The 25,985-nt window shown below is 72.6% G+C and carries 25 protein-coding genes and 1 riboswitch; of the genes, 14 read left to right on the top strand and 11 right to left on the bottom strand.

Annotated features, from left to right (window positions below; translation table 11 throughout):
- Window positions 1–111 precede the first annotated feature (111 nt).
- The 4 genes from JOD48_RS01245 to JOD48_RS01230 all read left to right on the top strand — a co-directional run bounded on the left by JOD48_RS01245 (window position 112) and on the right by JOD48_RS01230 (window position 5,376).
- Complete coding sequence (locus tag JOD48_RS01245; RefSeq protein ID WP_204806851.1) at window positions 112–1,305, top strand: glycoside hydrolase family 15 protein; 1,194 nt, start codon at window positions 112–114, stop codon at window positions 1,303–1,305.
- Entirely contained in the window at window positions 1,302–3,572 is a 2,271-nt protein-coding gene (locus tag JOD48_RS01240) for a glycoside hydrolase family 31 protein (protein ID WP_204806849.1), read from the top strand. Before JOD48_RS01245 ends, JOD48_RS01240 begins: the two co-directional genes overlap by 4 nt.
- A 251-nt stretch (window positions 3,573–3,823) precedes the next feature.
- Window positions 3,824–4,783: a hypothetical protein gene (locus tag JOD48_RS01235; protein WP_204806846.1), complete on the top strand. Its 960-nt coding sequence runs from the start codon at window positions 3,824–3,826 to the stop codon at window positions 4,781–4,783.
- A gap of 41 nt (window positions 4,784–4,824) precedes the next feature.
- Window positions 4,825–5,376 (top strand): hypothetical protein, encoded by a 552-nt coding sequence (locus tag JOD48_RS01230; RefSeq protein WP_191792290.1) that lies wholly within the window; start codon window positions 4,825–4,827, stop codon window positions 5,374–5,376.
- Between the two features lie 90 nt (window positions 5,377–5,466).
- On the opposite strand, the gene JOD48_RS20020 is transcribed toward JOD48_RS01230, so the two are convergent.
- On the bottom strand, window positions 5,467–6,897 hold the full coding sequence (locus JOD48_RS20020; RefSeq protein WP_204806844.1) for an outer membrane protein assembly factor BamB family protein: 1,431 nt from the start codon (window positions 6,895–6,897) through the stop codon (window positions 5,467–5,469).
- Between the two features lie 215 nt (window positions 6,898–7,112).
- Window positions 7,113–7,215, top strand: a riboswitch (SAM riboswitch).
- Between the two features lie 112 nt (window positions 7,216–7,327).
- Here JOD48_RS20020 and JOD48_RS01220 point away from each other — a divergent pair.
- The 3 genes from JOD48_RS01220 to JOD48_RS01210 all read left to right on the top strand — a co-directional run bounded on the left by JOD48_RS01220 (window position 7,328) and on the right by JOD48_RS01210 (window position 11,485).
- Window positions 7,328–8,377 carry a methylenetetrahydrofolate reductase gene (locus JOD48_RS01220; protein WP_191792288.1) on the top strand — a complete coding sequence of 350 codons (1,050 nt, stop codon included), beginning with the start codon at window positions 7,328–7,330 and terminating at the stop codon, window positions 8,375–8,377.
- A 20-nt stretch (window positions 8,378–8,397) separates the two neighbouring features.
- Complete coding sequence (metE, locus tag JOD48_RS01215) at window positions 8,398–10,752, top strand: 5-methyltetrahydropteroyltriglutamate--homocysteine S-methyltransferase (RefSeq protein ID WP_204806842.1); 2,355 nt, start codon at window positions 8,398–8,400, stop codon at window positions 10,750–10,752.
- A 148-nt stretch (window positions 10,753–10,900) separates the two neighbouring features.
- The gene (locus tag JOD48_RS01210) at window positions 10,901–11,485 is read left to right on the top strand and encodes a hypothetical protein (RefSeq protein ID WP_191792286.1); all 585 of its coding nucleotides are present in this window, start codon (window positions 10,901–10,903) and stop codon (window positions 11,483–11,485) included.
- An 89-nt stretch (window positions 11,486–11,574) separates the two neighbouring features.
- On the opposite strand, the gene JOD48_RS01205 is transcribed toward JOD48_RS01210, so the two are convergent.
- A complete protein-coding gene (locus JOD48_RS01205) occupies window positions 11,575–11,784 on the bottom strand; it encodes a hypothetical protein (RefSeq protein ID WP_191792285.1) in 210 nt (69 codons plus the stop codon).
- 102 nt (window positions 11,785–11,886) lie between these two features.
- Entirely contained in the window at window positions 11,887–12,135 is a 249-nt protein-coding gene (locus tag JOD48_RS01200) for a DUF2630 family protein (protein WP_204806840.1), read from the bottom strand.
- A 185-nt stretch (window positions 12,136–12,320) separates the two neighbouring features.
- Here JOD48_RS01200 and JOD48_RS01195 point away from each other — a divergent pair, with 185 nt between their 5' ends.
- Entirely contained in the window at window positions 12,321–12,590 is a 270-nt protein-coding gene (locus JOD48_RS01195) for a GlsB/YeaQ/YmgE family stress response membrane protein (RefSeq protein ID WP_191792283.1), read from the top strand.
- A 182-nt stretch (window positions 12,591–12,772) separates the two neighbouring features.
- Here the strand turns inward: JOD48_RS01195 and JOD48_RS01190 are convergent, their stop codons facing one another.
- The 7 genes from JOD48_RS01190 to JOD48_RS01160 all read right to left on the bottom strand — a co-directional run bounded on the left by JOD48_RS01190 (window position 12,773) and on the right by JOD48_RS01160 (window position 19,536).
- Complete coding sequence (locus tag JOD48_RS01190) at window positions 12,773–13,084, bottom strand: metal-sensitive transcriptional regulator (protein ID WP_275581428.1); 312 nt, start codon at window positions 13,082–13,084, stop codon at window positions 12,773–12,775.
- Between the two features lie 90 nt (window positions 13,085–13,174).
- Window positions 13,175–14,437: an MFS transporter gene (locus JOD48_RS01185; RefSeq protein WP_204806839.1), complete on the bottom strand. Its 1,263-nt coding sequence runs from the start codon at window positions 14,435–14,437 to the stop codon at window positions 13,175–13,177.
- Window positions 14,438–15,589, bottom strand: coding sequence for an FAD-dependent oxidoreductase (locus JOD48_RS01180; protein WP_204806837.1), 1,152 nt, complete (start codon window positions 15,587–15,589; stop codon window positions 14,438–14,440).
- A gap of 150 nt (window positions 15,590–15,739) precedes the next feature.
- Window positions 15,740–16,006, bottom strand: a complete 267-nt coding sequence (locus JOD48_RS01175; RefSeq protein ID WP_204806834.1) for a YHS domain-containing protein — start codon at window positions 16,004–16,006, stop codon at window positions 15,740–15,742.
- A 53-nt stretch (window positions 16,007–16,059) separates the two neighbouring features.
- Window positions 16,060–18,330 carry a heavy metal translocating P-type ATPase gene (locus JOD48_RS01170; RefSeq protein ID WP_191790764.1) on the bottom strand — a complete coding sequence of 757 codons (2,271 nt, stop codon included), beginning with the start codon at window positions 18,328–18,330 and terminating at the stop codon, window positions 16,060–16,062.
- 46 nt (window positions 18,331–18,376) lie between these two features.
- A complete protein-coding gene (locus tag JOD48_RS01165) occupies window positions 18,377–19,333 on the bottom strand; it encodes a DUF8832 domain-containing protein (RefSeq protein WP_204806832.1) in 957 nt (318 codons plus the stop codon).
- A complete protein-coding gene (locus JOD48_RS01160) occupies window positions 19,330–19,536 on the bottom strand; it encodes a heavy-metal-associated domain-containing protein (protein WP_030153329.1) in 207 nt (68 codons plus the stop codon). Before JOD48_RS01160 ends, JOD48_RS01165 begins: the two co-directional genes overlap by 4 nt.
- A gap of 288 nt (window positions 19,537–19,824) precedes the next feature.
- On the opposite strand from JOD48_RS01160, the gene JOD48_RS01155 reads away from it, so the two are divergent.
- From JOD48_RS01155 to JOD48_RS01145, 3 genes are all read left to right on the top strand, one after another.
- The gene (locus JOD48_RS01155) at window positions 19,825–21,255 is read left to right on the top strand and encodes an MFS transporter (RefSeq protein ID WP_204806830.1); all 1,431 of its coding nucleotides are present in this window, start codon (window positions 19,825–19,827) and stop codon (window positions 21,253–21,255) included.
- Between the two features lie 54 nt (window positions 21,256–21,309).
- Complete coding sequence (locus JOD48_RS01150; protein WP_204806827.1) at window positions 21,310–21,825, top strand: universal stress protein; 516 nt, start codon at window positions 21,310–21,312, stop codon at window positions 21,823–21,825.
- 93 nt (window positions 21,826–21,918) lie between these two features.
- Complete coding sequence (locus tag JOD48_RS01145) at window positions 21,919–22,458, top strand: carboxymuconolactone decarboxylase family protein (protein WP_307823908.1); 540 nt, start codon at window positions 21,919–21,921, stop codon at window positions 22,456–22,458.
- 75 nt (window positions 22,459–22,533) lie between these two features.
- Here the strand turns inward: JOD48_RS01145 and JOD48_RS01140 are convergent, their stop codons facing one another.
- A complete protein-coding gene (locus tag JOD48_RS01140; protein ID WP_204806825.1) occupies window positions 22,534–23,220 on the bottom strand; it encodes a rhomboid-like protein in 687 nt (228 codons plus the stop codon).
- A 141-nt stretch (window positions 23,221–23,361) separates the two neighbouring features.
- Between JOD48_RS01140 and JOD48_RS01135 the strand changes: the two genes are divergently transcribed.
- The 3 genes from JOD48_RS01135 (at window position 23,362) to JOD48_RS01125 (ending at window position 25,949) form a co-directional block, all read left to right on the top strand.
- On the top strand, window positions 23,362–24,327 hold the full coding sequence (locus tag JOD48_RS01135) for an aldo/keto reductase (protein ID WP_204806823.1): 966 nt from the start codon (window positions 23,362–23,364) through the stop codon (window positions 24,325–24,327).
- Between the two features lie 662 nt (window positions 24,328–24,989).
- Window positions 24,990–25,484: an FBP domain-containing protein gene (locus JOD48_RS01130; protein WP_191790757.1), complete on the top strand. Its 495-nt coding sequence runs from the start codon at window positions 24,990–24,992 to the stop codon at window positions 25,482–25,484.
- Window positions 25,485–25,556: 72 nt separating this feature from the next.
- Window positions 25,557–25,949, top strand: a complete 393-nt coding sequence (locus tag JOD48_RS01125) for a VOC family protein (protein ID WP_204806820.1) — start codon at window positions 25,557–25,559, stop codon at window positions 25,947–25,949.
- Window positions 25,950–25,985: the final 36 nt, after the last annotated feature.

Below are 25,985 nucleotides of genomic sequence, written 5' to 3'. Positions count from 1 at the left end.
GCTCGCACAGCACCCGTCCGGCCGGTCGTGGTGCGTGGTCCCGGACCACGCGACCACGCACCACGACCCGCCCCACGCCGGACGTCCACCCCTAGCACCAGGACGAATTCCATGAGCCTCGCCCTCCCCACGACACAAGACCTCGACCGCCTGCGTGACCTGGCGCGCACCTCTGCGGAGGTGATCGCACAGCACCAGGACGGCGGCGGCGCCTACCCGGCCTCGCCCACGTTCAGCGCCTACCAGGGCTACGCCTGGTTCCGCGACGGGTCGTTCGTCGCCGAGGGGATGTCCCGCTACGGCGCCGTCGAGTCCGTCGACCGGTTCCACCGGTGGGCAGCAGGCGTCCTGACCTCGCGCGGCGAGCACGTCGCCGACCTGCTCGCGCGGGCCGACCACGGCGAGCAGCTCCCCCTGACCGACATGCTCCCCACGCGCTTCCTGCTCGACGGCGCCGACGGCCAGGACCCCTGGTGGGACTTCCAGACCGACGGCTACGGCATGTGGCTGTGGCAGCTCGTGACCCACGCGGAGCGCCACGGCCGCCCGCTCGACCCGTACCGCGAGGCCGTCGCCATCGCGGTCGACTACCTGCTCGCGACGTGGCAGCTCCCCTGCTACGACTGGTGGGAGGAGCACGTCGAGGAACGCCACCCCTCGACGCTGGCCCCGGTCCGCGCGGGCCTCCTGGCCGTCGCGGGCGCCCGGTGCGCCGACGGCTCCCCGCTGCTCGACGACGCCCGCGCGGCCCGGGCCCGCGAGGTCGCCGACGCGATCAGCGCGCTCGTCCGGGCGGACGGCATGACGTCGGGCCGCGCGAGCGACCCCGACGGCCAGCACCTCGCGAAGTGGTTCGGCTCGGGCGCGGTCGACGCGTCGCTCGCCGCGTGCGTCGTGCCGTTCGGCCTCGTGGAGCCCGGTTCGCCGGTGGCCGAGGCCACGCTCGACGCGGTCGCGCGCGACCTCGACGTCGACGGCGGCGTGCACCGCTTCCGCGCGGACGTCTTCTACGGCGGCGGCCAGTGGCTGCTGCTGTCCGCGCTCCTCGGCTGGAACCACGCCCGCGCGGGCCGGACCGACGAGGCGTGGCGCCACCTGCGGTGGATCGCCTCGCACGCCGGACCCGACGGGCAGATGCCCGAGCAGGTCCCCGACCACCTGATGCACCCCGGCTCCCGCGACGAGTGGATCGAGCGCTGGGGTCCCGTGGCCCGGCCCCTGCTGTGGTCCCACGGCATGTACCTGATCCTGGCCGACGAGCTCGGCCTCCTGACGACCGACCCGAACACGGAGCAGCACCCATGACCACCCTGATCCACCGCCCGGCCGGCATCGGCCACCCCTACGCCGCGTCGGCCGACCAGCGCCTGCCCGTGCACCCCGGGGCCGGGTCCTCCGTGAGCCTCGGCGTCGTCGTCGAGGACGCCCCCGCCGACGTCGCCGTCGCGTGCGAGTGGGACGACGGCTCGCAGGTCACGACGTTCGCCGCCGCGCCCGGGTCCGTGTCCCCCGCGGACGCGGCCGCGCTCGCGGGCGGCGACGGGCACCTCGCCGCGGCCCAGGCGGGCCAGCTCACGGCCGACGGCGCCTGGCACGCCACGAGCCCGACCCTCGAGGCGGGCCGCCGCTACCGCTACCGCTTCACGACGGCCGACGCCGCCACCGAGTGGTTCGACGTCAGCGCGGGGACGTGGACCTCGACCGCCCCGGCCGGGGCCCGCGGGGTGACCGTGGGCGGCGTGCCCGCCGACGAGCACCCGCTCGTCGTCCCCGGCTCGGTCGAGTGGTGGACCGACGAGGACGGCGCCCGGCGCGTGCGGTTCGCGTTCCGCCTCGACGCGTCCGAGCACGTGGTCGGGTTCGGCGAGCGGTTCGACGCCGTCGACCAGCGCGGCAGGAGCCTCGACGCCGTCGTGTTCGAGCAGTACAAGTCGCAGGGCGCGACGGGACGCACGTACATGCCGATGCCGTTCGCGCACGTCGTGGGCGGCTCCGGCTGGGGCTTCCACGTCCGCACGTCGCGGCGCACCTGGTACGACGTCGCCGCGTCCTCGCCCGACCTGCTCGTCGTCGAGGCCGCGCTGGGCGACGACGCCGCGCTCGACGTCGGCGTCTACGAGGGCAGCCCCACCGAGGTCCTCAAGGCGTTCGGCGACGAGGTCGGCCGCGCCGAGGAGCTCCCGTCGTGGGTCCTCGGACTGTGGGCGTCGGGCAACGAGTGGAACACCCAGCAGCTCGTCATGGACCAGATGGACGCGCACCGCGACCTCGACGTCCCCGTGAGCGTCGTCGTGATCGAGGCGTGGAGCGACGAGGAGGGCATCACGATCTTCCGCGACGCCCGCTACGAGACCAACGCCGACGGCGCCCCGCACGCCGCCTCGGACTTCACGTACCCGGCCGACGGCGCCTGGCCGGACCCGAAGGGCATGATCGACGAGCTGCACTCCCGGGGCATCAAGGTCGTCCTGTGGCAGATCCCCCTGCTCAAGACCGAGCACGACCTCGGCCCCGACGTGCCCCACGAGGCACAGGTCCTCGCCGAGGGCAGGGCCATGGTCGCGGCCGGGCACGCGGTCCGCGAGGCCGACGGCAGCGCCTATCACAACCGCGGCTGGTGGTTCCCGCAGTCCCTCATGGCCGACCTGTCGACCCCCGAGGGCCGCGAGTGGTGGACCGCGCGCCGCCAATACCTCGTCGCCGAGCTCGACGTCGACGGCTTCAAGACCGACGGCGGCGAGCACGCCTGGGGCGACGACCTCCAGTACGGCGACGGCCGCAAGGGCGACGAGGGCAACAACCTCTACCCCGTGCACTACGCCCGCGCGTTCGGCGACCTGCTGCGCGCGAACGGCAAGGCTCCCGTGACGTTCTCCCGCGCCGGGTTCACCGGGTCGCAGGCCCACGGCCTGCACTGGGCCGGGGACGAGAACTCCACGTGGGAGGCGTTCCGCTGGTCCATGAACGCGGGCATCACGGCCTCTGCGTGCGGCATCGTCTACTGGGGTTGGGACCTCGCCGGCTTCTCCGGGCCCGTGCCCGGCTCGGAGCTCTACCTGCGCGGGGTCGCGGCCGCGACGTTCAGCCCGGTCATGCAGTACCACTCGGAGTTCAACCACCACCAGCGCCCCCTGCGGGACCGCACCCCCTGGTACGTGGCCGAGACCAACGACGACCCCGAGGTCGTCGACGTGTTCCGCGCCTACGCCCAGCTCCGCGAGCGCCTCGTGCCCTACCTCGCAGAGCAGGCGCGGCACTCGATCGAGACAGGTGCCCCGCTCATGCGCGGGCTGTTCGTCGACCACGCGCACGACGAGAAGGTCTGGGAGCACGCCGACGAGTACCAGCTCGGCGACGACCTGCTCGTCCACCCCGTGACCGAGGAGGGCGCGACCACCTGGACCACGTACCTCCCGGCGGGCGAGTGGGTCTACGCCTGGACCGGGCAGCCGGCCCAGGGCGAGGCCCACGGTTCCGGGGTGCTCGTGACCCGCGACGTGCCGCGCGACGTCATCCCGGTGTACGTGCGCGCCTCCGCGTGGGAGGGGCTGGCGCCGGTCTTCGCGCGGTAGCGGCGTCCCGGTCCGGCGACGGAGGACGCCGGACCGACAACGCCGCCGAGGCGGCGATCAGGGCCCCACCCGTCACGACGACGGGTGGGGCCCTGCGGCGTTCCACGGGGACCGGCGCGCCTGGACCGGCTCGGCCCCGCGGCGCCGGTGGCGCGCCCGATCGTCCGCCTCGCCCACCACGGGCGCTACTCTTCCGCCATGGTGACTTCCGCACCCGAGATCGACGAGACCCTGACCGAGGCGATGGTCACATGACTCGCCGCGAGGAGTCACCGGCGCCGGATCGCCCTGCCGCGTCCGCCATGCCCAGCGGCCCGGACGACGCGGAGCCGTGGGCGGAGGTCGACGCCGCGCACCGGGCGCTGTGGGACGCGCGGAGGGCTTTTGCGGAGCAGTCTCGGGCACGGGTCGGGCTGCTCTCGCGCGCGCTGCGCGCCGGAGACGCGACGGACGAGGCGGCCGCCGCGCTGGGGCTCCTCCTCGAACGCCCCGACCACGCGCCCGACCTGTTCGACGAGCTGGTCGACCTGGCGACACACGGCGCCCGGACTGTCGAGGCACGACGCGTGATCAGCCTCGGTGCGAACTACTACCCTGCGTCGATGCGAGAGGTCGCCCTCGGGCGGCTCGAGACGGCGGACGCCCCCGTGGCGCGGACCATCACCACCCTGTTCTCCTTCTCCGTGGGAGCGACCCGGGGCGATGCCGACCGGCGAGAGGCCGACCGCGGGTCCGGGTGGACCCCTGAGGACGAGGGCCTCTGGGCTGCGGTCGTCACTGCCCACACCGGCCTGGACCGCGCTCGGGCGACGTACTTCCACCGGGCGGCCTCACGCGTCGAGCGGGCCCGGGAGGTGCTGCGGACCTCGACGAAAGGGGGCGGCATCACCACTCTCGGGTTCCTCGAGACCTGGCCCGACGACGTACCGGACCTGGTCGACGAGGTCGTCGGCCGGGCGTTGATCATCACCGAGGCGCTCCACGCCCGGCGCGTGCTGGCCCGCCGCCGGGACGTCATCGTCCCGGCGGTCCGCGAGAGCGTCCTGCGCCGTCTCGACGGGGCCGACGACTTCGACGTCCGGCGGCTCGCCGAGCTGCTCGACCACCTCGCCGACGAGGAAGGGCTCCGCGCGCTCGTCGCGATCGCGCGACAGAGCGACGATCCCGACATCCTGGAGGCCGTGGACGACTACGACCCGGACCGGTCGTGACGACGATCTCGACGGCGTCGCACCCCTTGGACGGAGACGACATGACGAGTACCGAAGGCACCGCCTCCCCCTCGACGTCCAGCGACGCCCCGGCGCAGGGAGCGCAGAACGCCGACGCCTCGGGAGCCACGGACGACGACGCGCTCTGGGCGGACGTCGTGGCGGCGACGCGAGAGCTGGCGCGGGTGGGCCACGAGTTCAGACAGCACGCGCAGGATCGCCCGGGCGTGCTCTCCCGAGCACTGCGCGCGCGCAGCTGGGACACGGTCGCGGCCCTCGGCTTCCTCGACAACCTGGGGGACGACGTGCCTCGACTGCTCGACGACCTCATCGAGGTGACCTTGGACGACGGCTTCGGGCTCAAGGCTCGATGCGTCATCGACGAATGGAGCTACACGGTCGGTCGACAGGTGCGCGAGAAGGTCCTGAGCCGCCTCGAAGCGGCAGGTTCGCTCGACGTCCAGCGGCTCGCCGAGCTGCTCCTCCACCTCCGAGACGTGGAAGGCCTCCGGCTGCTCGTCGCGCGAGCGCGACAGAGCGACGATCCCTCCGTCCGAGAGGTCGCCGACGACTACGATCCGGACCGGTCGTGATGCCCCCGGCAACGCCGACACCACGGGAGCGAAGGACGCCGCCGCGCGCGGGTCGGGTACGGCGTGGCCATGTCGCCCTCCCCCACGCCGTCAGCCGAACGCCGTGACCTGGGCTTCGTCGATCCTCAGCAGCCGACCTCCCCCAGCGGCCAGCTCGTACGGGTTCCCGGTGTGCTCCTGGGTCCATCGCACGTCGCCCGTCGCCAGGTCGAGTGCGGTGACCGAGCTCGTGCCGGGCGCGGTGGGGACGACGAGGAGCGCGGAGAAACCGTCGGTGAACGTGCCGGTCACGCGGTACGACACCGCACCGGACGCGGGGTCGGCCGCCCGCCGCCACCGTTCCTCACCCGTCGTGGCGTCCAGGGCGACCGTCTCCCGGTCGACCGTCTGCACCATCACGACGTCCGCGCCGCGGACGAGCACCTGACGCGCGGCGACCGGTGCGGTCCAGGCGGTCGTGCCGTCCCTGTGGACGGCGAGGAGCGCCTCCCCCTGGTCGAGCAGGACGAGGTGAGGCGCCAGGAGGTCGCGGGCACCTTCCCCGAGCACGAGCCCCTCGTTCGTCCAGAGCACCGTGCCGTCGGCCGAGACGGCTTCGACAGGTCCCGCGACGGCCGTCCCCGACGAGCGGAGGTAGGACCCGTTGCCCAGGGCGATGACCTGCACCATCCCCGGTGGTTCGTCGACGACCTGCCCCCCAGGCGTCAGGTAGGACAGGACGCCACATCCGTGGACCGCCACCGTCCCCGACCGGTAGACCGCACGGACGGCATCACCTTCCGTCGCGCACAGGGGGTCCTGCGCGTCCTCCCTCACGGTCAGCCGTCGCTCCCACGCCGCCGTGCCCGTCCGGACGTCGACGGACCGGACCACGACCCCCGTCTCGTCTCTGGCGGCCTGGAGCACCGTCCCGCCGGGACCGGCGACCGCCTCGCCCCGGCGTGGGTCCATCTCTACCTCGGCCACCACCGCACCGTCGACGCTCACGAGTCGGGCCGCGGTGGCCTCCTTCCCCTGGCCCAGGCACACGAAGGCCGACACCTCCGCCGTTCCCTCGACGCGCACCTGGTCGGCGGCGCAGACCTGCCGGGTCAGGTCGTCCAGCCGCCAGCGCTCGTCGCCCGACCCGAGGTCGTACCCGACGGTCCCGGAGCGCCCCGGGATCACCAGCAGGTCCCCCACGGTGAACGGCTCGCCCTCGTCGCGGTCGACGCTCCACTCGGCATGCGGCGCGTAGGTGAGGTCGAAGATCCTGTCCTCGGACGAGCGGAGCGTCTGGAGCGCGTCGTCCTGGGCCGCCCCGTCGCGCGTCACGACGACCGCGGCCGCCACCCCGAGCGTTCCGAGACCGACGGCGAGGCCGACCAGACGGGCGGCGCGACGCCGTCGTGCCGTACGGGTGAGGGGGCGTCGCGTCCGCTCCCGACGAGTCGGCTCCGGGACGCCCGAGCCCGGGTCGACACCCTCGGACGAGTCGTCGAGCACGAACGAGACCTGCTGCTGGCTGCGTCGGCGAGGCACGCCCGGAGCATAGCGGCGACGTCGGGGAGGATCGCCCGGCGGTCCGGGCGGGCGCCGACAGGCGTACGTTGGAAGGGCGACCGCAGGGACCGACGAAGGGATCTGCGACCGCGTGGACGGACGCCGGAGCGGGGCCGAGGAACCACTCCGGACCCCTCCGTCTCACGCTTCGAGCAGATATTGGCTCAGATCATGGATTCCCCCTACGATCGTCAACACCATCCAGAGCGGTCGAGAGTCCTGGCTCGTTGACACCGCAGCAACCCCCCAACGGAAGCCTCTCGCGGGTACGGGTGCTACAGCCAGGTTCGATGGAGCGATTCATGACCGAGGCATCTTTCCGCGCACCCCTGCACCGCACCGGGGTCCCCCGCGCCAGCCGTCCGGCCGCCCTGGCCACCACCAGCACGACCCTCCTGACGGCCGCCCGATGAGCATCGTCGACCTGGGGCACTTCGGGCACGAGGCACCGCGGCCCACGGTGTCGTTCGAGCTCATGCCCCCGCGCCGCCCCGACGCCGCGCCCAAGTTCTGGGAGACGGCCCGCCGCCTCGTCGCGACCTCGCCCGACTTCGTGTCGGTCACCTACGGCGCGGCCGGCACGGACCGCGAGACCTCGCGCCGCGTCATCAGCCAGCTCCTGCACGGCACGCCCGTGCTGCCCATCGCGCACCTGACCTGCGTGGGCGCCTCGCGCGAGGACGTCGAGGACGTCATCACGGACTTCCTCGACGCGGGCGTGCGCAGCTTCCTCGCCCTGCGCGGGGACCCTCCGCGCGACCAGCCCGACTGGCGCCCCGCCGAGGACGGCGTGCGGTCGAGCACCGAGCTCGTGGCCCTGCTGCGCGAGGTCGAGGCCGCACGCTGCGCCGCGAGCCCGAGCGTCGCGCTGCGCGGCGCGGCCCGCCCCCTGACCATCGCGGTCGCGACGTTCCCCGACGGCAACCTCGCCGCGGGCACGAGCCGCACCCAGGAGGTGCGCCGCCTCTGGCAGAAGCAGCAGGCCGGAGCGGACTTCGCGATCACGCAGCTCTTCTACGAGGCGTCCTCCTACATCGACTTCGTGGCCGAGGCGCGCGCCGCGGGCGTGACCATCCCGATCCTCGCGGGCCTCCTGCCCATGACGGACCCGGCCCGCCTCGCGCGTGTCGAGGAGCTCACGGGCGTCCCCGCGCCGCGCCGCGTCGTCGAGGCCCTCGAGGCGGAGCCGGACCCGGACGCGCGCCACGCGCTGGGCATCCGGCACTCGGTCGAGCTCGCGCGCCAGGTCCTCGCGGCCGGCGCGCCCGGCCTCCACATCTACACCTTCAACAAGCACCAAGCCGCTCTAGACCTGCTCGAGGGAGTCGACCTCGGCGGTGGGGCAGCGGGGGACGCCAGCGGCGTCTCGTCCCGCACCCCCGACCTGGCCAGCGGGCCGTGGGTCTCCGGCACTCCCCTTCCCTCCGCCGAGCCTGCCCTGGGCAGCTCCTCGGTCTGACCAGTTCAGAGGTATTCACCATGAGTGCACCCACGTTCCCCTCCGGTTCCGTCCTCGGCTACCCCCGCATCGGCCCGCGCCGCGAGCTCAAGAAGGCCGTCGAGTCCTTCTGGGCCGGCAGGACCACGGCCGACGAGCTCGAGGCCACGGCCTCGGCGCTGCGCGTCGCGGCCGCCCAGCGTCTCGTCGACCTGGGCCTCGACGCCTCGTCGGGCGCCGTGCCCGGCTCGTTCTCCTACTACGACCAGGTGCTCGACGTCGTCGCTCTCCTCGGGGCGGTCCCGTCGCGCTTCGCGTCGCTCACCGACGAGAAGGGCGCGCTGGACCTCGCGGGCTACTTCACGGTCGCGCGCGGCGCCGGCGAGGACGCCCCGCTCGAGATGACCAAGTGGTTCGACACGAACTACCACTACCTGGTCCCCGAGGTCAGCGAGTCCACGCCGTTCCGCTTCGCGGACGACCGCGTCGTGCGCCAGTTCGTCGAGGCCAAGGACGCGGGCGTCGTGACCCGGCCCGTCGTCGTCGGGCCCGTGACGTTCCTCGCGCTGTCCAAGGCCGCCGACGACAGCGCGCCCGGCTTCAGCCCGCTCTCGCGCCTCGCGGACGTCCTGCCCGTGTACGTCGAGCTGCTGCGCGCCCTGGCCGCGGCCGGTGCACCGTGGGTGCAGCTCGACGAGCCGGCGCTCGTGTCCGACTCGATCGACGTGCCGGCCGCCGAGGTCCACGCCGCGGTCACCGAGGCGTACCGCGTGCTCGCGACCGAGCTCGCGGTGGGCACCGAGCGCCCCGCGATCCTCGTGGGCGCGCCGTTCGGCGGGCTCCAGGGTGAGCACGACGGCCTCGCGCTCCTGGCCGCGACCGACGTCGAGGCGATCTCCCTCGACCTCGTCAAGGGAGCGGTCCCGGCGAGCCCCATCGCGGGCCTCGCGGACAAGACCCTCGTCGCGGGCGTGATCGACGGCCACAACATCTGGCGCGCCGACCTCGCGGCGAAGCTCGCGCTCGTCGACGACCTGTCCGGCCTGGGCGCCGGCGCCGTCACGGTCGGCACGTCGACCTCGCTCCTGCACGTCCCGCACGACGTCGAGGACGAGAACTGGACGAACGGCTCGATCGACGCCCGCCTGCGTGACTGGCTCGCGTTCGCGGACCAGAAGGTCGGCGAGGTCGCGATCCTCGCCCGGGCGCTGACCGAGGGTCGTGACGCGGTCGCCGAGCAGATCGAGGCGGCCCGCGCCGCGGTGGCCTCGCGCGCGGTGGCGAGCGGCGTCGTCGTGCCTGCGGTGCGCGAGCGCGCCGCAGCCCTGACCGAGGGCGACTTCTCGCGCGGCGACTACGCCGAGCGCGCAGCCGCCCAGCAGGCCAAGCTGAACCTCCCGCTGCTGCCGACCACGACGATCGGGTCGTTCCCGCAGACCCCGGAGATCCGCCGGGCGCGTGCGCTCAACGTCAAGGGCGAGCTGTCCGACGCGGACTACACGGCCGCGATGCAGGACGAGATCCGTCGCGTCGTCGAGCTCCAGGAGCAGATCGGCCTGGACGTCCTGGTGCACGGCGAGCCCGAGCGCAACGACATGGTCCAGTACTTCGCGGAGAACCTCGACGGGTTCGCGGTCACGGCGAACGGCTGGGTCCAGTCCTACGGCTCGCGCTGCGTGCGCCCGCCGGTCCTGTGGGGCGACGTCACGCGTCCGGCGCCGATCACGGTCGACTGGTCGACGTTCACGGCCTCGCTCACCGAGAAGCCGGTCAAGGGCATGCTGACCGGTCCGGTCACGATCCTCGCGTGGTCGTTCGTGCGCGACGACCAGCCGCTCGGCGACACCGCGAACCAGGTGGGCCTGGCCCTGCGCGACGAGATCGCGGACCTCGAGGCGGCCGGGATCGGGATCATCCAGGTCGACGAGCCCGCGCTGCGCGAGCTCCTGCCGCTGCGCAAGGCCGACCAGGCCGCGTACCTCGACTGGTCGGTGAGCTCGTTCCGCCTCGCGACCGCGGGCGTCGAGGCCGAGACGCAGATCCACACGCACCTGTGCTACTCGGAGTTCGGCGAGGTGATCGGCGCGATCGACGGCCTCGACGCCGACGTGACCTCGGTCGAGGCCGCGCGCTCGCGCATGGAGATCGTGCCCGAGCTCGCCGAGGCCGGCTACGGGCGCGGGATCGGCCCGGGCGTGTACGACATCCACTCGCCGCGCGTCCCGTCGACCGAGGAGGTCACCGACCTGCTCGAGCTCGCGGTGAAGTCGATCGACTCGCGCCTGGTGTGGGTCAACCCTGACTGCGGCCTCAAGACGCGTCGCTACGAGGAGACCGTGGCCTCGCTCGAGAACCTCGTCGCCGCGACGAACGCGGTGCGCGCCCAGCTCGGCTGATGCGCGAGACACCCCGGGGGCGGTGGGCTCAGGTCCGCCGCCCCCCGGGGTAGTTCTCCCCGTTCCCCCGACGAAGATCTACCAGTAGCATCGGCGCGCACGTCGTCGCTCCACCATGGGGCGAGACAACCGTCCCGATGGGGGAACCATGCACGCCGCAGCACCCGCTCCGACCACGACCGACCTGCCGCTCTGGGTGGACGGGCGCAAGAAGATGCGCCTGACCGCCGCCGTCTCCCCGTTCCTGGCCGCGGTGCTGCTCACGGTCATCGCGTTCCTGCGGTTCGGCGACGAGGAGAGCTTCGTGCTGTTCCTCGTCATCGCGCTCGTCGCGGTGCTCGCGATCATCCTGCCGTTCCTCGTCTACTGGGTGCGCGAGGCCAAGCCCGTCGCGGTCGACCTCGCGGCCCGGACGCTGCGCATCGGCGACGGTCCGGCGCGTCCCTTCGCGGACGTCACGTACGCGTACACGCGGATCGAGCAGGGCTCCCTCACGCTGCGCTTCGGGTTCTCGGAGACCGACCGCACCGCGATCCTGCGCAACCTCACGCAGGTCGTGAGCTTCCGCCTGCCCGAGGCCGACGCGCGCGCCCTCATGGAGGTCTTCGCGGGCTCGAGCCTGCCCGAGGAGAGCGTGGCCACGAAGGCGTTCATGGCGCAGAAGGTCCTGCTCGGCAAGGCCGACGCGATCGAGGTCGTGGCGGCGCTCGCACAGCTCCCCCGCATCGCCTGACGGCCGCAAGCCACCGATGACGAGAGGGGCCCCGCACCGTGCGGTGCGGGGCCCCTCTCGTCGTGCGCCGGCCGTGCGGCCGGGCGTCGTCAGCGGTCGCGGCCCGCCATCGGGATGAAGCAGCCGAGGGTGACCATGAGGAGACCGGCGGAGAAGATCAGCGCGTGGTTGGACTCGACCGTGAAGGCCCACCCGAAGGCGACCATCCCGCCCACGAACAGGACCATCGCCACGAGGAAGCGGGCGACGGCCCCGGCTCGCTCGGTGGCCTCGTTGCGCTGCGTCGTCTGGCTGCTCATGCTCTTCGCTCCGTACTGGTCGTGTCGTGGGGTCACGCGTGGTTCCCGCGGGCCGCGGGAGAGGTCTGCCCGACGACGGCACGCACGCGAGGCGTCAGGCCGTCAGTCCAGGTAGTGCTCCACCGTACCGGCATCCCGGATCGACGCGGCATCCGGATCGCTGCCGAACTCGCGGGCGGCGTCGCGCTGGCGCAGCAGGTCCCAGCACTGGTCGAGCTCGGTCTCGATCGCGCGCAGGCGCGTGTGCTCCTCCGACGCCGCGATCTCCCCGTCGGCGAGCTCGGCACGCAGCCTGCGCTCCTCCGCCACCAGGTCGCCGATGTACTGCCGGATGCCTCGGTCCTCAGCCATTCCTCCACGGTACGGCCGGGCGCGTGAGCGCGCGATGCCACCGCTCGGTGGCTCTCGCAAGCGGAAGGCCGCGAAAAGTGACGTGTCCGACGTTCGGGGCCTTTCGGCGTGCGAGCGGCCGGAGCCGGTGTCAAGGTAGGGACTCACCGGCCAATAAGGCACATACGGGACAAAAGGAGAATGACATGGGTTTCCTCGCATTCATCGTTCTGGGACTGCTCGCCGGACTCATCGCTCGCGCCATCCTCCCGGGCAAGCAGACCGGGTCGATCCTGATGACGATCCTCCTCGGGATCCTCGGCGCGCTGCTCGGTGGCTGGCTCGGGAGCGTCCTGTTCTCGGCTCCCCTCGAGGAGTTCTTCTCGATCCAGACGTGGCTGCTCGCGATCGTGGGCTCCGTCATCGTGCTGGGCATCTACGGCGCGGTCCGCGGCCGCAACGGTCGCACCGCCTGATCGCACAGCTCACCCAGGCCGTCACCGCGCGTCCGTCGCGCCCCGTCCGGCCGCGGTGACCAGGGCGGAGGCCCGCCTCCTCGTCACGAGGAGGCGGGCCTTTCGTCGTTCCGGACGCCTCGTCGCGTCCCGCAGCGCAGGCCCGCCCGACGCCGGAGCGTGGCCAGGAGGTCGGGAACCGGTCAGGAGCGGACCAGCCGGGCGATCGCGTCGCTCGCTTCCTTGATCTTGAGCGCCCCGGCGTCCTCACCCATCTTGGCCGCGTCGACGACGCAGTGCTTGAGGTGGTCGTCGAGCAGCGCCAGGGCGACGACCTCCAGGGCGCTCGTGAGGGCGCTGATCTGCGTCAGGATGTCGATGCAGTACTTCTCGTCGTCGATCATCTTGGAGATTCCGCGGGCCTGGCCCTCGATACGGCCCATGCGCTTGAGGTAGTTCTCCTTGTCGCTCATGTACCCGTGATGCTGCGTCGAGGGCTCGTGAGAGTTTTCCATCGTGCATTCCTTACGTTCCGGCGGTGCGAGGATGTCGAGATCGGTGGCGACCAACGCTCGGGCCTTTGACACAATATCAGCCGGCATCAATCACCTCTTTTCCTCAGGGCGCACGACCGGCGCATTTCTGCGCCTCCGACCGAGAAGCCGAATCCGGCCGTCGTCCCGGTCGTCCCGGACGCGCAGGCGCGCCACTGTCGCGACCAGGCACAACCCGACGATCACGGTGGCGAGCACGGTCATCGCCCCCGCGAGCGAGACGAGCGGGACAAGAAGCCCGGCAATGATCGACGGCACCCCGAAGGCAAGATAGGAGATGGTGTACATGACGGCCATGACCGCCGCCCTCTCGCTCGGCGCGACCCGGGGCATCAATGTCCGCAGAACTCCCATGAATGCCGTGCCGAATCCCGCGCCGAGAATGACGGCGCCGACGACGTAGACCGGAAAGGAATGCACGGCGAGCGCCGACGCGCTGAGCGCGGTGCCCGCACCGAGGGCGGACGTGCCGAAGACGCTGACGACCCGGGCCGACCGTCGCCGGAGCGCGACGGACGCCACGATCCCCGAGAGCGCGAACACGCAGATGCTGATGCTCTGCCGGACGTGCGTCGTCGCACCGAGCTCGCTCGCGACGACCGACGACCCGAGCGCGAGGAAGAGCCCGTTCGTCGCCCAGCTCGCGATGATCGCGGGGGTCGCCACCGCCAGCCGCCGACGCACGTGCGGGGGCACGGCGAGCCGCGGGACGGCCCGCCGCGCCCGTCCGGCGGGGACTCGCACGACGTCCGGGGTCGACCAGACGAGGACGGCGACACCGAGGAAGCTCACGGCGAGCGCGCCGAACACGACGTCGGCGGGCTCGCTCGCGTGGTCGAGCGCGAGCGCCGCCGCGAGCGCCCCCGTCCCCAGCCCGGTCATGGGCGCGACCGTGTTCCACAGCGCCGCTGCCCCCGGACGCCGCGGAGAGACGAGGTCGACCACCATGGCGGACAACGCCGGGAGCAGCAGACCGGCCGCGGCACCCTGGAGCGACCTGGCCAGGAGGAGCGCGGCCAGGCTGTCCGCCTCCCGGAACAGCACGAGGCTGGCGACGAGCACCAGGGAGCCCGCGGTGACGACGGGACGGCGTCCCACCACGTCGGAGACACCACCTGCGACGAGAAGCGCACCGAGCATCGTGAACGCGTAGACGGCGAAGACCGACGTCGTCGCGACCGGGACGAGCCCGAGCCGGTCGGTCAGCTCCGGGTAGAAGGGAGAGGGCGCGCTCGCCGCGACCATGAGCAGGAACGTCGCGACGATCGCCAGACGAGAGCCCCGGCGCCGTGCCCCGGTGGTGAAGGACTGCATCTAGGCGCGCGCCTCGTGGAGGCGGCTGCCCCACCCGTAGATCTCGCCCACGGCTTCGATTCCGCTGACCCCGACGACCGTGCCGTCCTGGTCGTGCAGGACCACGAGCTCGTCGCTCTGCGCGACGGGCGTCCCCGGACGCCCCGTGTACCCGACCCCCGAGATCATGCGCCCGTGGATCATGGCCAGGTACGTGCTGCGGGGCCGGTACGGTCCCGGGTCCTCGCCACGGTCGAGGTCGTGCAGCGCGGTCCGCACGGCGTGCACCCCCTGCGCGGCGCTGTCCTCCCAGTGGTCGATGCGCCACGTCCCGAGATGGTCGTCGTGATGCACGGCGACACCGCCGGCCGCGTACACGGCCCCGGGACCGGACACACGGAGCCGGTCGTCGACCGCGACCCCGTCACGCCACGGGGAGGGTGCGACGGGGGTCGTGCCGAGCGCGACCACGAGGAGGTCGACCTCGAGGTCGGTCCCGTCGTCGAGGGTCACGACCGTCGACCTCGGCGTCGTGAGGACGCGACGAACGGTGTGACCGAAGTACGTGGTCACCCGGGACGCGTGGTCGGCGGCGACGCGCTCGGCGACCGGCCGCCCGAAGGCGGCCACCCCAGGGACCCGGCTGCGGGCGACGAGGCTGACCCGGTGCCCCTGCGACCAGAGCGTCGAGGCGGTCTCGGACGCGATCAGCCCGCCGCCGTAGATCGCGACGCGCGCGGGCTCCCCGTGGGCCGCGATCGCCTCCCGGACACGAACGGCGTCGTCGAGCGAGTGCAGGGTGAGCAGGCGCCGCTCCCGGACGGCGCGCTCCACGCCCGCGACGTCGGGGTCGAGGCCTCGCGGCCGGCTCCCGGTCGCGACGAGGAGCACGTCGTAGGTGATCGTGGTCCCCGAGGCCAGGTGGACCTCGTGGGTCGCGGGGTCGACGCGCTCGGCGGTGTCGGTGACGAGCTCGCCGTGCGGCGTGGGCAACCGGGTCAGCTCGGGGGCGGCCTGGCCGTAGGCGACGTTCTTGACGAGCATCCGCGAGTACGGGATCTCGTCGGTCCGTCCGACGACGGTCGTCCGGACGTCGCCCTGACCGGCGAGGGTTCGGGCGGCGGCCGTACCGGCCGAGCCTGCCCCGAGGATCACGGCGTGGGGTGCGGTCATGGGGTGCGTTCTCCAGGTTCGGGTGAGGGCTCCACGCATGCGGGGGCGTGCGTCGTCGGACGAGCGGCGAGGTGCGAGTGTCCGGTGGCGAGCGCGACGAGCGGGGTCCGCGGCGCCTGAGGGCGGGCCGCGGACCCCGTGTCCACGTCGCTACGCCATGTTCGCGGCGTACTTCGCGGGGTCCGAGTCGAAGGCCGGACCGCATCCGGCGCAGCAGAAGTAGTACCGCTCGCCCTCGTGGTCCCGGTACAGGCCGGTCGCCTCGGCCGCCTTCTTGCTGACGGGGCTGCCGACCATGACCGGGCAGGTGGTCATGTCGTCGCTCGCGGCCCCGAGCAGGTTCTCGGTGCCGTCACCCGCTCCCGCGGGGGTGGACGCACCGGTGCTGCAACAGCCGGCCTGAGATTCGTTCGCCATCGTGAGTGGTTCCCTTCGTGCTTCCTGTGGGTGGTGGTGTGGGTTCGGGGAGGTCACGACCTGGCGACGCTCCGGAACCCGCGCAGGCGCAGGCTGTTGCCCACGACGAAGACGCTCGACAGCGCCATCGCGGCCCCTGCGAGCATGGGGTTGAGCATGCCGAGCGCCGCGACGGGGATGGCCGCGACGTTGTAGGCGAAGGCCCAGAACAGGTTGGTCTTGATCGTTCCGAGCGTCTTGCGGGACAGACGGATGGCGTCCACCGCGCTGCGCAGGTCACCGCGCACCAGGGTGATGTCGGACGCCTCGATCGCGACGTCGGCACCGGTGCCCATGGCGAGACCCAGGTCCGCCTGGGCGAGGGCCGGGGCGTCGTTGACGCCGTCGCCGATCATCGCGACGACCTTTCCCTCGCCCTGCAGACGGGTGACGACGTCGACCTTGTCCTGGGGGAGGACCTCGGCGATGACCTCGTCGATGCCCACCTCCGCGGCGATCTGCCGGGCCACGGCCTCGTTGTCACCGGTGAGGAGCACAGGGGTCAGGCCGATCGACTTGAGCTGGGCGATCGCCTCGGCGCTCGTCGGCTTGACCGTGTCGGCCACGACGAGGACGCCTCGCGCCCGACCGTCCCAGCCCACGGCGACGACCGTCTTGCCCTCGCCCTCGGCGCGCGCCTTGGTGGCCGCGAGCGCCGGGCTCAGCTCCTGGGACCACTCGGCGAGCAACGACTCGCGGCCCACCAGGACGGCGTGGCCGTCGACGACGCCCTGCACGCCCTTGCCCTCGATGTTCGCGAAGTCCTCGGGAGCGAGGAGCGTGCCGACCTCCTGCGTCGCACCCTTGGCGATCGCCTGCGCGATCGGGTGCTCGGAGGCGTCCTCGAGCGCGCCGGCCAGGCGGAGCAGCTCGGTGCGGTCCGTGCCGGGCTCGACGACCACGTCGACCAGCGTCATCTTGCCGGTCGTGACCGTGCCGGTCTTGTCCAGCACGACGGTGTCGATCTTGCGGGTGGACTCGAGCACCTCCGGGCCCTTGATGAGCACGCCCATCTGCGCGCCGCGCCCGGTGCCGACCAGGAGCGCCGTCGGGGTAGCCAGCCCGAGCGCGCAGGGGCAGGCGATCACGAGGACCGCGACCGCCGCGGTGAAGGCCGCGCTCACGGGGAACCCTGCACCCAGCCAGCCCCCGAGGGCGGCGGCCGCGATCACGATCACGATCGGCACGAACACGCCCGAGATCCTGTCGGCCAGGCGCTGTACCTCGGCCTTGCCGGTCTGGGCGTCCTCGACGAGCCTGGCCATCTGCGCGAGCTGCGTGTCCGACCCGATCCGGGTCGCACGGACCACGAGCCGCCCGCCCGCGTTCGTCGTGGCGCCCGTGACGGTGTCTCCTGCGGAGACCTCGACCGGCACGGACTCCCCCGTGAGCATGGACTCGTCGACGGCGGACGTGCCCGTGACCACCACGCCGTCGGTGGCGATCTTCTCGCCCGGGCGGACGACGAACTCGTCACCGACCTGCAGGTCCTCGACGGGGATCTTCGTCTCGACGGCTCCGCGCAGGACAGAGACCTCCTTCGCGCCGAGCTCGAGCAGCGCGCGCAGCGCCGCACCGGCCTGCTTCTTGGAGCGCTTCTCGAAGTACCGGCCGGCAAGGATGAACATCGTGACCCCGGCACCCACCTCGAGGTAGATGTTCGCCGCGCCGTCGGAGGGCGCCAGCGCGAGCTCGAACGGGTGCGTCATGCCCGGGGTGCCCGCCGTACCGAGGAACAGCGCGTACAGCGACCACAGGAACGCCGCGGACGTGCCCATCGAGATGAGCGTGTCCATCGTCGCGGTGCCGTGCTTGAGGTTCGCCCACGCCGCCTTGTGGAACGGCCACGCCGCCCACACGATCACGGGAGCGGCCAGCGCGAGCGAGGCCCACTGCCAGTAGGTGAACTGCCACGCCGGGACCATGGCCATCGCGATGACCGGCACGGTCAGCACGATCGCGCCGACCAGCCGGTTGCGCAGCGAGGTCAGCTCGGGGTCCTCGCCCTCTCCCCCGCCGGAGGACGCACCGTCCTTCTTCGCGCCCCGGGGCACGGGCAGCGCGGCGGTGTACCCGGTCTTCTCGACCTCGGCGATCAGCAGCGCCGGGTCGTACCCGTCCGGGACCGTCACCTTGGCCTTCTCGGTCGCGTAGTTCACGGTCGCGACCACGCCGTCGAGCTTGTTCAGCTTCTTCTCGATCCGCATGGCGCAGGAGGCGCAGGTCATGCCGCCGATCTCCAGCTCGACGCCTGTGATCACGCCCGGAGGCGCTGATGTGCTCATGTGCAGTTCCTTCTCTCGGCTGGTGGGAAAGGGCCCGACCTCTCGGTCAGTGCCCCTCCGGGTGCGATCCGCCCTCGGGGTCCGTGGGGTCGGCGCCAGGAGCGGCGTCGAGCACGAGCTCGGCGGTGTGGACCTGGCCGTCGACCTGGAAGTCCAGGTACAGCAGGTAGCGGCCCGCGGTCGGGGCCTCGGCGGCGAAGGCGATGTCCGGCCCGGTCGTCTGCCCGGCCTCCGGGTCCGCGCCCTCGGCGTGGACGTGCAGGTAGGCGAGGTCGCCGTCTCGCAGGGCGACGAGGTGGCCGAACGCTCCCAGGTACGGCTCCAGGACCGTGACGAGCTCGCCGTCGCGGGTGACCGTGAAGGTGAGGTCGCTCGAGGTGCCTGCCACCAGCTCGCCGTCGACGGTCACGGTGTAGCCGCCGACCTGGGCGGTCCGGGTCGGCTGCTGCTCGACGGGCACGAGGTCCCCGGCCACCTGGACCGTGCGGGTCACCGTGCGGGCGGACTCGTCCGCGCCCGTCGGCGTGAAGTCGGCGAAGACGCGATAGCTGCCGGCCGCCGCCCACTCCCACGGCGTCGACCAGGTGCCCGATGCCTCGTCCAGGACGGGGTGGACGTGCCGGAACTGGCTGCCGTCCGACCGGACGACGATCAGGTGCAGGTCCTTCTCGTGCGCGGTCGTGTACTCCGTCACCGGGGTGCCTGCGTGGTCCTGGACCTGGAACCTCAGCTCCCCGGGATCGCCGACCCCGGCGGGCGCGTCGACGGTCGACAGCGCGTATCCGTCGACGTCGAGCGCGAGTCCCTTCACCCCGCTCGCGGCACCGCCCGCCGCTCCGGTGCTCGCCGCACCGTGCTCTTCCCCGTGCTCGTTCATCTCGCTCCCTTCGGTCCAGCCGACGACGGCGCTCTCGGGCACGACGGCCCCGGCGACGCCGTACGCACCCCCGAAGGCCACCACGAGCCCGAGGCCGTAGAGGGTCAGTCGTGCGCCCGTCCTCATGCGGACCGCACCGCCGAGTAGCCGGCCTCCTCGACGGCGGCCAGGACCTGCGCGTCGTCGACGGGGCCCGTCACCACGAGCCGTCCCGTCTGCGCGCTGACCTGGATGTCCTCGACCCCGGCGACCTGTCCGACCTCCTCGCGGATCGACAGCTCGCAGTGCCCGCACGTCATGCCCGTCACCTGGTACTCGTTCGTGGCCATGGCGGAGCCTTCCTCTCGTGAGATCGGATACCCCTACCGGGTATCTCTCTCTCGAACATATACCCCGAGGGGGTATCCCGCAAGCACGGGTCCCCGGTCGGGGCGAGGGGTCGGGCGAAGCGCGCGGAGTGTCGGCCAGGCGTGACGGCGAATACCCCTACGGGGTACTAGTCCGCAGCACGCCCCACGGCGCGCCAACGACATCGGGGAGTGTTGACACCCATACCCCCCATGGGTATACCTTTTGCCGACGCCGGGCCTGCCGGCCGTCCCTCAGGAGGAGATCTCATGTCTACCCATCCACCACTGTCGCCGGCGAAGCGGTGGCTCGGCCTCGCGCTCATCGCCACGGCGCAGTTCGTCGTCATCATGGACACGTCGATCATCGGCGTCGCCCTGCCCGACATTCAGCGCGACCTCGGCTTCACGCCCGAGTCCCTGTCCTGGGTGTTCAACGCCTACGTGGTCGCCTTCGGCGGCCTGCTCCTGCTGGGAGGTCGCCTCGCCGACGTCTTCGGTGCACGCAAGATCTTCGTGCTCGGCTGGCTCGTGCTGATCGTCGGGTCGGTCCTCGCGGGAGCCGCGAGCACCATCGGGCTCGAGATCGCCGGCCGTGCGATCCAAGGGGCGGGATCGGCGATGATCGCGCCCGCCGCACTGACCCTGCTGATGATGCTCTTCGGCGGCACGCGCGACCTGCCGAAGGCCTTCGCCGTCTACGGCGCGGCCGCACCCGTCGGAGGCAGCGCGGGAGTCTTCCTCGGCGGAGTCCTCACCGAGTACGCGAGCTGGCCCTGGGTCTTCTACGTCACCGTCCCGATCGCGCTCCTCGTGCTCGCATTCACCTCGTCGACGCTCCCGCGCACCGAGAAGAAGGCGTCGGGGTCGATCGACGTCGCGGGTGCACTCACCGTGACGGCCGGGCTCGCGGCCGTCGTCTACGCGGTCGTCAACGCCCCGGAGGTCGGTTGGCTCACGCTGCCCACCCTCGGCGCCCTGTCCGCCGGCGTCGTCCTGCTCGTGCTCTTCTTCGTCATCCAGGCACGCAGCCGCAACCCTCTGCTCCGCCTCGGTCTGCTGCGCGCGCCGCTGCTCGGCGCCGCGAACGGTGCCCAGCTCCTGCTCGGTGCCGCGTGGGTCTCGATGTGGTTCTTCCTGAACCTGTACCTGCAGCAGGTCCTCGGGGCGAGCGCCTTCGCCGCCGGCGCCGCGCTCCTGCCGATGACCGGGCTCGTCGTCCTCGTCATGCTCGCCCTGGCTCCCCGGCTCCAGGAGAGGTTCGGCGCGAAGTCCCTCATCGTGTCGGGCCTCCTGCTGCTCGCGGCCGGGCTCGTCTGGCTCTCGTTCGTCCGCCCTGACGGCAGCTACGCCGTCGACGTCCTGCCCGCCTCGCTCCTGGCCGCGCTCGGCATGTCCCTCGCGTTCGTCCCCTCGCTCGGCACGGCCATCAACGCCGCACCGGCGGCCGAGACGGGCGTGGCGTCGGGTCTCGTGAGCACGAGCTACCAGATCGGGTCCGCGCTCGGGCTCGCGGCGCTCACGGCCATCGTCTACGTCGTGTCCGGCACCGGCCCCTCGCGGGTCGAGCTCACGCAGGGCTACTCGGCCGCGTTCGTCGGGGCGGGGATCCTCGCCCTGGTCGGAGCGATCGTGACCGCCGTCGCGATGTCGAGGCCCCGGGTCCCCGCCGCCGCGACGGACGCGTCGATCGGCCGCTAGCCGCACGCAACCCGGTCCGACCAGGCCCCTCACCACCACCCGAAGGGAAACACCATGCCCACCCCCCGCCTGCTCATCGCCTACGACGGGTCGCCCAACGCGCACAGCGCGATGCAGACCGTCGCCGAGCTCTTCCCCGGCGCCACCGCGGTGCTGCTCTACGCCCGCCAGCCCATGGAGGGCTTCGCGGCCCATCTCGAGGGCCACCCGGCGCTCGAGCAGCTCCAAGGTCTCGACGCCGCAGCCCTCGACGTGTCGGAGCGGATCGCCTCCGACGGCGCACAGGTCGCCCGAGACCTCGGGCTGGTCGCCGAGCCCCACGTGTCCTCGACGATGGCCACGGCTGCCGAGGCCATCGTCGAGGCCGCCGAGGAGCTCGACGTCGACCTGATCGTGCTCGGCTCCCGCGGCCGGCGCGGCCTCAGGGCGACCCTGCTCGGCAGCACCTCGGCCAGCGTCCTGCACCACGCCACCCGCCCGACGCTGGTCATCCCCTCGGACGCGGTAGCGCTGGCTCGCCGCAGCAGCCGGGTCCCGTCGGACGGCCGGGCCGCGTCGGACGCCGGCTGACAGCTCCTCGGCGACGGGGCCGGGTCCGCCGGGCAGGAGTGCCCGACGGACCCGGCCCGGCTCCGCCCCCGTTCCTACGTCAAGGAGAACGCTGTGCCCCGACTTTCCCGCCTGACCCCGGAGACCGCCGTGGGCGCCTCGAAGGACCTGCTCGCCGAGCTCGTGGACCGCCACGGCAGCGTGGGCGACATGGTCTCGACGATGGCGCACTCCCCCGCCGTGCTCGGGGGATACCTGCAGCTCAGCCGCGCCATGAGGCGTGCCAAGCTCGACCGCAGGACCAGCGAGCTCGTCTCGATCGCCGTGCAGGCGCAGCAGGGCTGCGCCCTGTGCCTCGCGTCGCACGTCGGGGCTGCTCGTGCCCTCGGAGCCGGCGAGGACGAGATCGCGCTGGCCCACGACGGGTGGTCCGCCGACCCCGCACTGGCCGCGATCGTCGCCTTCGGTGTCCAGGTGTACCGCGAGCCGACGTCGATCACCGACGAGCAGGTCGACGGCCTCCGGCGCCACGGCTTCAGCGACCGCGAGATAGCCGACGTCGTCGGCGTCGTCGCGCTCAACGTCCTCACCGGGGCGTTCAACCTCGTCGCCGGGCTCACGCCCGGAGCACCGTCCGCCAGGCGCAGGGCCTGATCCCTCTCGGGGACGTCCCGGGCCGCACCCGTGCAGGGTGCGCGCCCGGGTCTCACGACCGGTCGAGCAGCCCGGTCACCGCCGTCCCGGGACGTCCCCGGACCAGCCCGCCGCCTGCCGGGTCCGGCCCGCGACGAACGCGACCGTGAGCCCGACGACGAGCGCGGTCGTGTGCCCGACCGCGGTGAAGTTCCGTGCGACGAAGCCCGGCCCCACCCAGTAGACGACGACGAACGCGACCCACCACCAGCGCCAGCGTCTGGGCACGACGACGGTCAGGAACCCCATGACGGTCGCCATGACGTAGCTGACCCCGACGTCGTCGACGGTCGCCACGCTCGGGTTCACGAAGCCGTGGAAGATCCCGGTCGTCAGGACCATGGCGGTGAACACGGTCGCGCCGACGTGACCCATGAACCCGACCGCGAGCGACGCGAGACGCCCGACGAATCGCTGCGCGTAGGCCAGGACCACGAGGAGCTGGAGCACCAGGAGCACCTCGCTCGGCGAGGAGATGACGAACGCGCTCGCGAGCAGCACCGAGATCGGGCGGTCGCGCAGGTTCGCGAGGTTGGTGCTCGTGTCCTCGTAGACCTGGTCCCGCGTGCCCTCGGGCAGGAACCACAGGACGACGGCGACGAGCAGCACCACGGAGCAGTAGACGACCGCGAGGTCCGCCCGCCGGACCGTGCGCCACAGGTCGTTCCACGCGTGACGCAGGAGGTGAGCGGGGGTCGCGCCGCCCGCGGGGCCGTCCGTCATGCCGTCACGCTACGCCGGGACTCGCCCGCGAGCGCCCGGAAGCGCGCCCCGTCCGTGGGAGGATCCTGGCCGCCGCCCGGCCAGTAGGGTGTGCGGCGCGGCCCCCACCGACGATGTCTCCTTTCCTGAGGAAGTGACGCGATGTTCGACCCGCACAGCCCTGCCCCGTTCGTGCTCGGAGCACTGCCTTTCGGCTCCCTGGTGGACCGCGCGACCTCGTACGCGCTGCTGGACCGGTTCAGGGAGGCCGGCGGCCGGCACCTGGACACGGCGAACAACTACGTCCAGTGGGAGGAGGGGGCCACGGGCGACGAGAGCGAGTCGTTCCTGGCCGAGTGGTTCCGGGACCGGCCCGGGGCTCGCGACGAGATGGTGGTGGCGACCAAGATCGGTGCGCGCAGCGATCCTGCACGACGCGGCGGGTTCCCCGCCGACATGGAGGGGCTGTCGCGCCCGGCGATCCGGACCGCGATCGAGGGCAGCCTGCGCAGGCTCGGCACGGAGCGGGTCGACCTCCTGTACGCGCACGTGATGGATCCCGTGACCCCTCTCGACGAGACGGTCGCCGCCCTGGCCGAGCTGGTGGACGAGGGTCGGGTCGGCGCACTGGGCTGCAGCAACCACGACCTGCAGACCCTGAGCGCGGCGCACCGGATCGCCGGCGACCTCGGGGTGCCGGGCTACTCGGCGGTGCAGCAGCGCTTCACCTACCTGCGGCCGGCTCCCGGCACCGACTTCGGGGTGCAGCAGGTCGCCGACCCCGAGCTGTTGGGCTATCTCGGAGACCGGCCGGGCTGCACCGCGCTGGGCTACTCGCCCCTGCTGTCCGGCGCCTACGCCCGCCGGGACCGGATACCGTCCGCCTATCGGAGCGCCGACTCCGAGGCACGGCTGCGCGCGGTGGACCAGGTGGCGTCCGAGCACGGGGTGTCGGCGGTGCAGGTGGTGCTGGCGTGGATGCTCGAGCGGGAACAGCCGGTGGTCCCCGTGCTGGGCGTCAGCAGGATCGAGCAGCTCGACGAGTGCCTGGCTGCAGCGGCGCTCCGGCTGGACGCGGAGCAGCTGACCATGCTCGACCGCGCAGGCGTGGCCCTCGCGGACGCCTAGCTCTGCGTCCACCACCCCTTCTCGTCACCTCCGGTCGCGGTTCCTCGGCGCGTCCCGACGCCGGACTGGACTTCCTGTGGGTCTTGGCTATGGTGGCCGGTTCACCTGCAGGCTGGAAGGAGGTGAGCCACATGGCCAAGAACGACAAGAAGCAGCCGTCGCTTTCCCTGAAGGACAAGCGCGCACAGAAGCGCGAGAAGGCAGCCGAGACCACCGCGAAGGTCCGCAAGCGATAGACCGTGCGCAGCGGGCGGGTCGTCGTCACGTGCATGGGCGGCGACCCGCCTCCGCAGCACCTCCCCAGAATTCTCGTGAGCGGAACAGGTGCCCGGGCGTACCATCGACGGAGAGCTGAGCCGCGGGACGAGCCCCGGCCACCGATCTTGGAGCGCATCTCTCATGCAGCGAGGAAGCGGGGCGGCCGTCCTGGCCTGCTCGGGCGCGGGCCGGACGCCCGCCCAGCACGCCTGACGCCCTACGGCGCCACCCGCCGGCGAACCTTCGCGGTTCCCCGGGACGATCGGCGTACCTCGGCGGGCCCTCGCCGGTGAGTCCTCGAGACCGCCGGCGGACCCCGACCCTGCCGTCCACCGCTCCCGCCCGACCTGTCGGCCCGGGCACCGCGGGCGAGACGGCCCCTCCTGCACGAGAGCCGTAGAACCATGAACCCCCTGACCGAGAAGCAGATCCGCGCGTCCTTCGTGAACGCCTCACGCCGCGAGTCGTCCCAGCTCACCCTCCCGTCCGACCTCGCGGACCTCCGCTGGGACCGTCTCGACTACCTGGGCTGGGTCGACCGCAAGGCGCCGCTGCGCGCCTACGTGGTCCTGCCCGTCGACGACACCCTGGTGGGCCTCGCGCTGCGCGCCCCCGAGGGCACGGCGTCGCGTCGCCGCGCGGTGTGCGCGTGGTGCGAGGACGTCATCGCGACCGACGACGTGTCCCTGTACGTCGTGCGCCGGGCCGGTGCGGCCGGGCGCAACGGCGACACGATCGGCACCCTGATCTGCACGACGTTCGAGTGCTCGAAGAACGTCCGCCGCAAGCCGACCGTCGTCGAGGCCGGCCAGGACCCCGCGGGCCTGGTCGAGCGCCGCATCGAGGGTCTGCGCGAGCGGTCCGCGAAGTTCGCGCGCGAGGTCCTGCGCGAGGTCTGATCCACCTCTCCCACGGATCGGGCGCGCTTGCGTAGCGGTGCCGGGCCGTCCGGCACCGCTACGCTCCAGGTCATGCTGAGCCTCGAGAACGCGACCTACCTCGTGCACGACCTGGACGACGCCATCGAGTTCTTCACCGATGCGCTCGGCTTCACGCTGCGTCAGGACGAGACGTTCGAGGGTGGGTGGCGGCGCGTCGTCGTGAGCCCCGGCGCGGGCGAGGCCCCGGGGCTCGTCCTGGCCCTCGCGACGTCCGACGACGCGCGCGCCCGCGTGGGCCGGCCGGCGGGCGACGAGGTCGCCTTCTTCCTGCGGACCGACGACTTCGCGGCCCAGCACGCCCGCATGCTCGCGCGCGGGGTGACGTTCCGGGAGGAGCCGCGCCACGAGCCGTACGGGACGGTCGCGGTCTTCGAGGACCTGTACGGCACGCCGTGGGACCTGATCCAGCCGCCGAGCGCCTGACCCCGGGCGCACCGACCCGCGGCGGACCCACGGTGC

It is taken from the genome of Oerskovia paurometabola (assembly GCF_016907365.1).
Taxonomy (GTDB): Bacteria; Actinomycetota; Actinomycetes; order Actinomycetales; family Cellulomonadaceae; genus Oerskovia; species Oerskovia paurometabola.
This window is presented reverse-complemented; position numbering and strand designations above follow the sequence as displayed.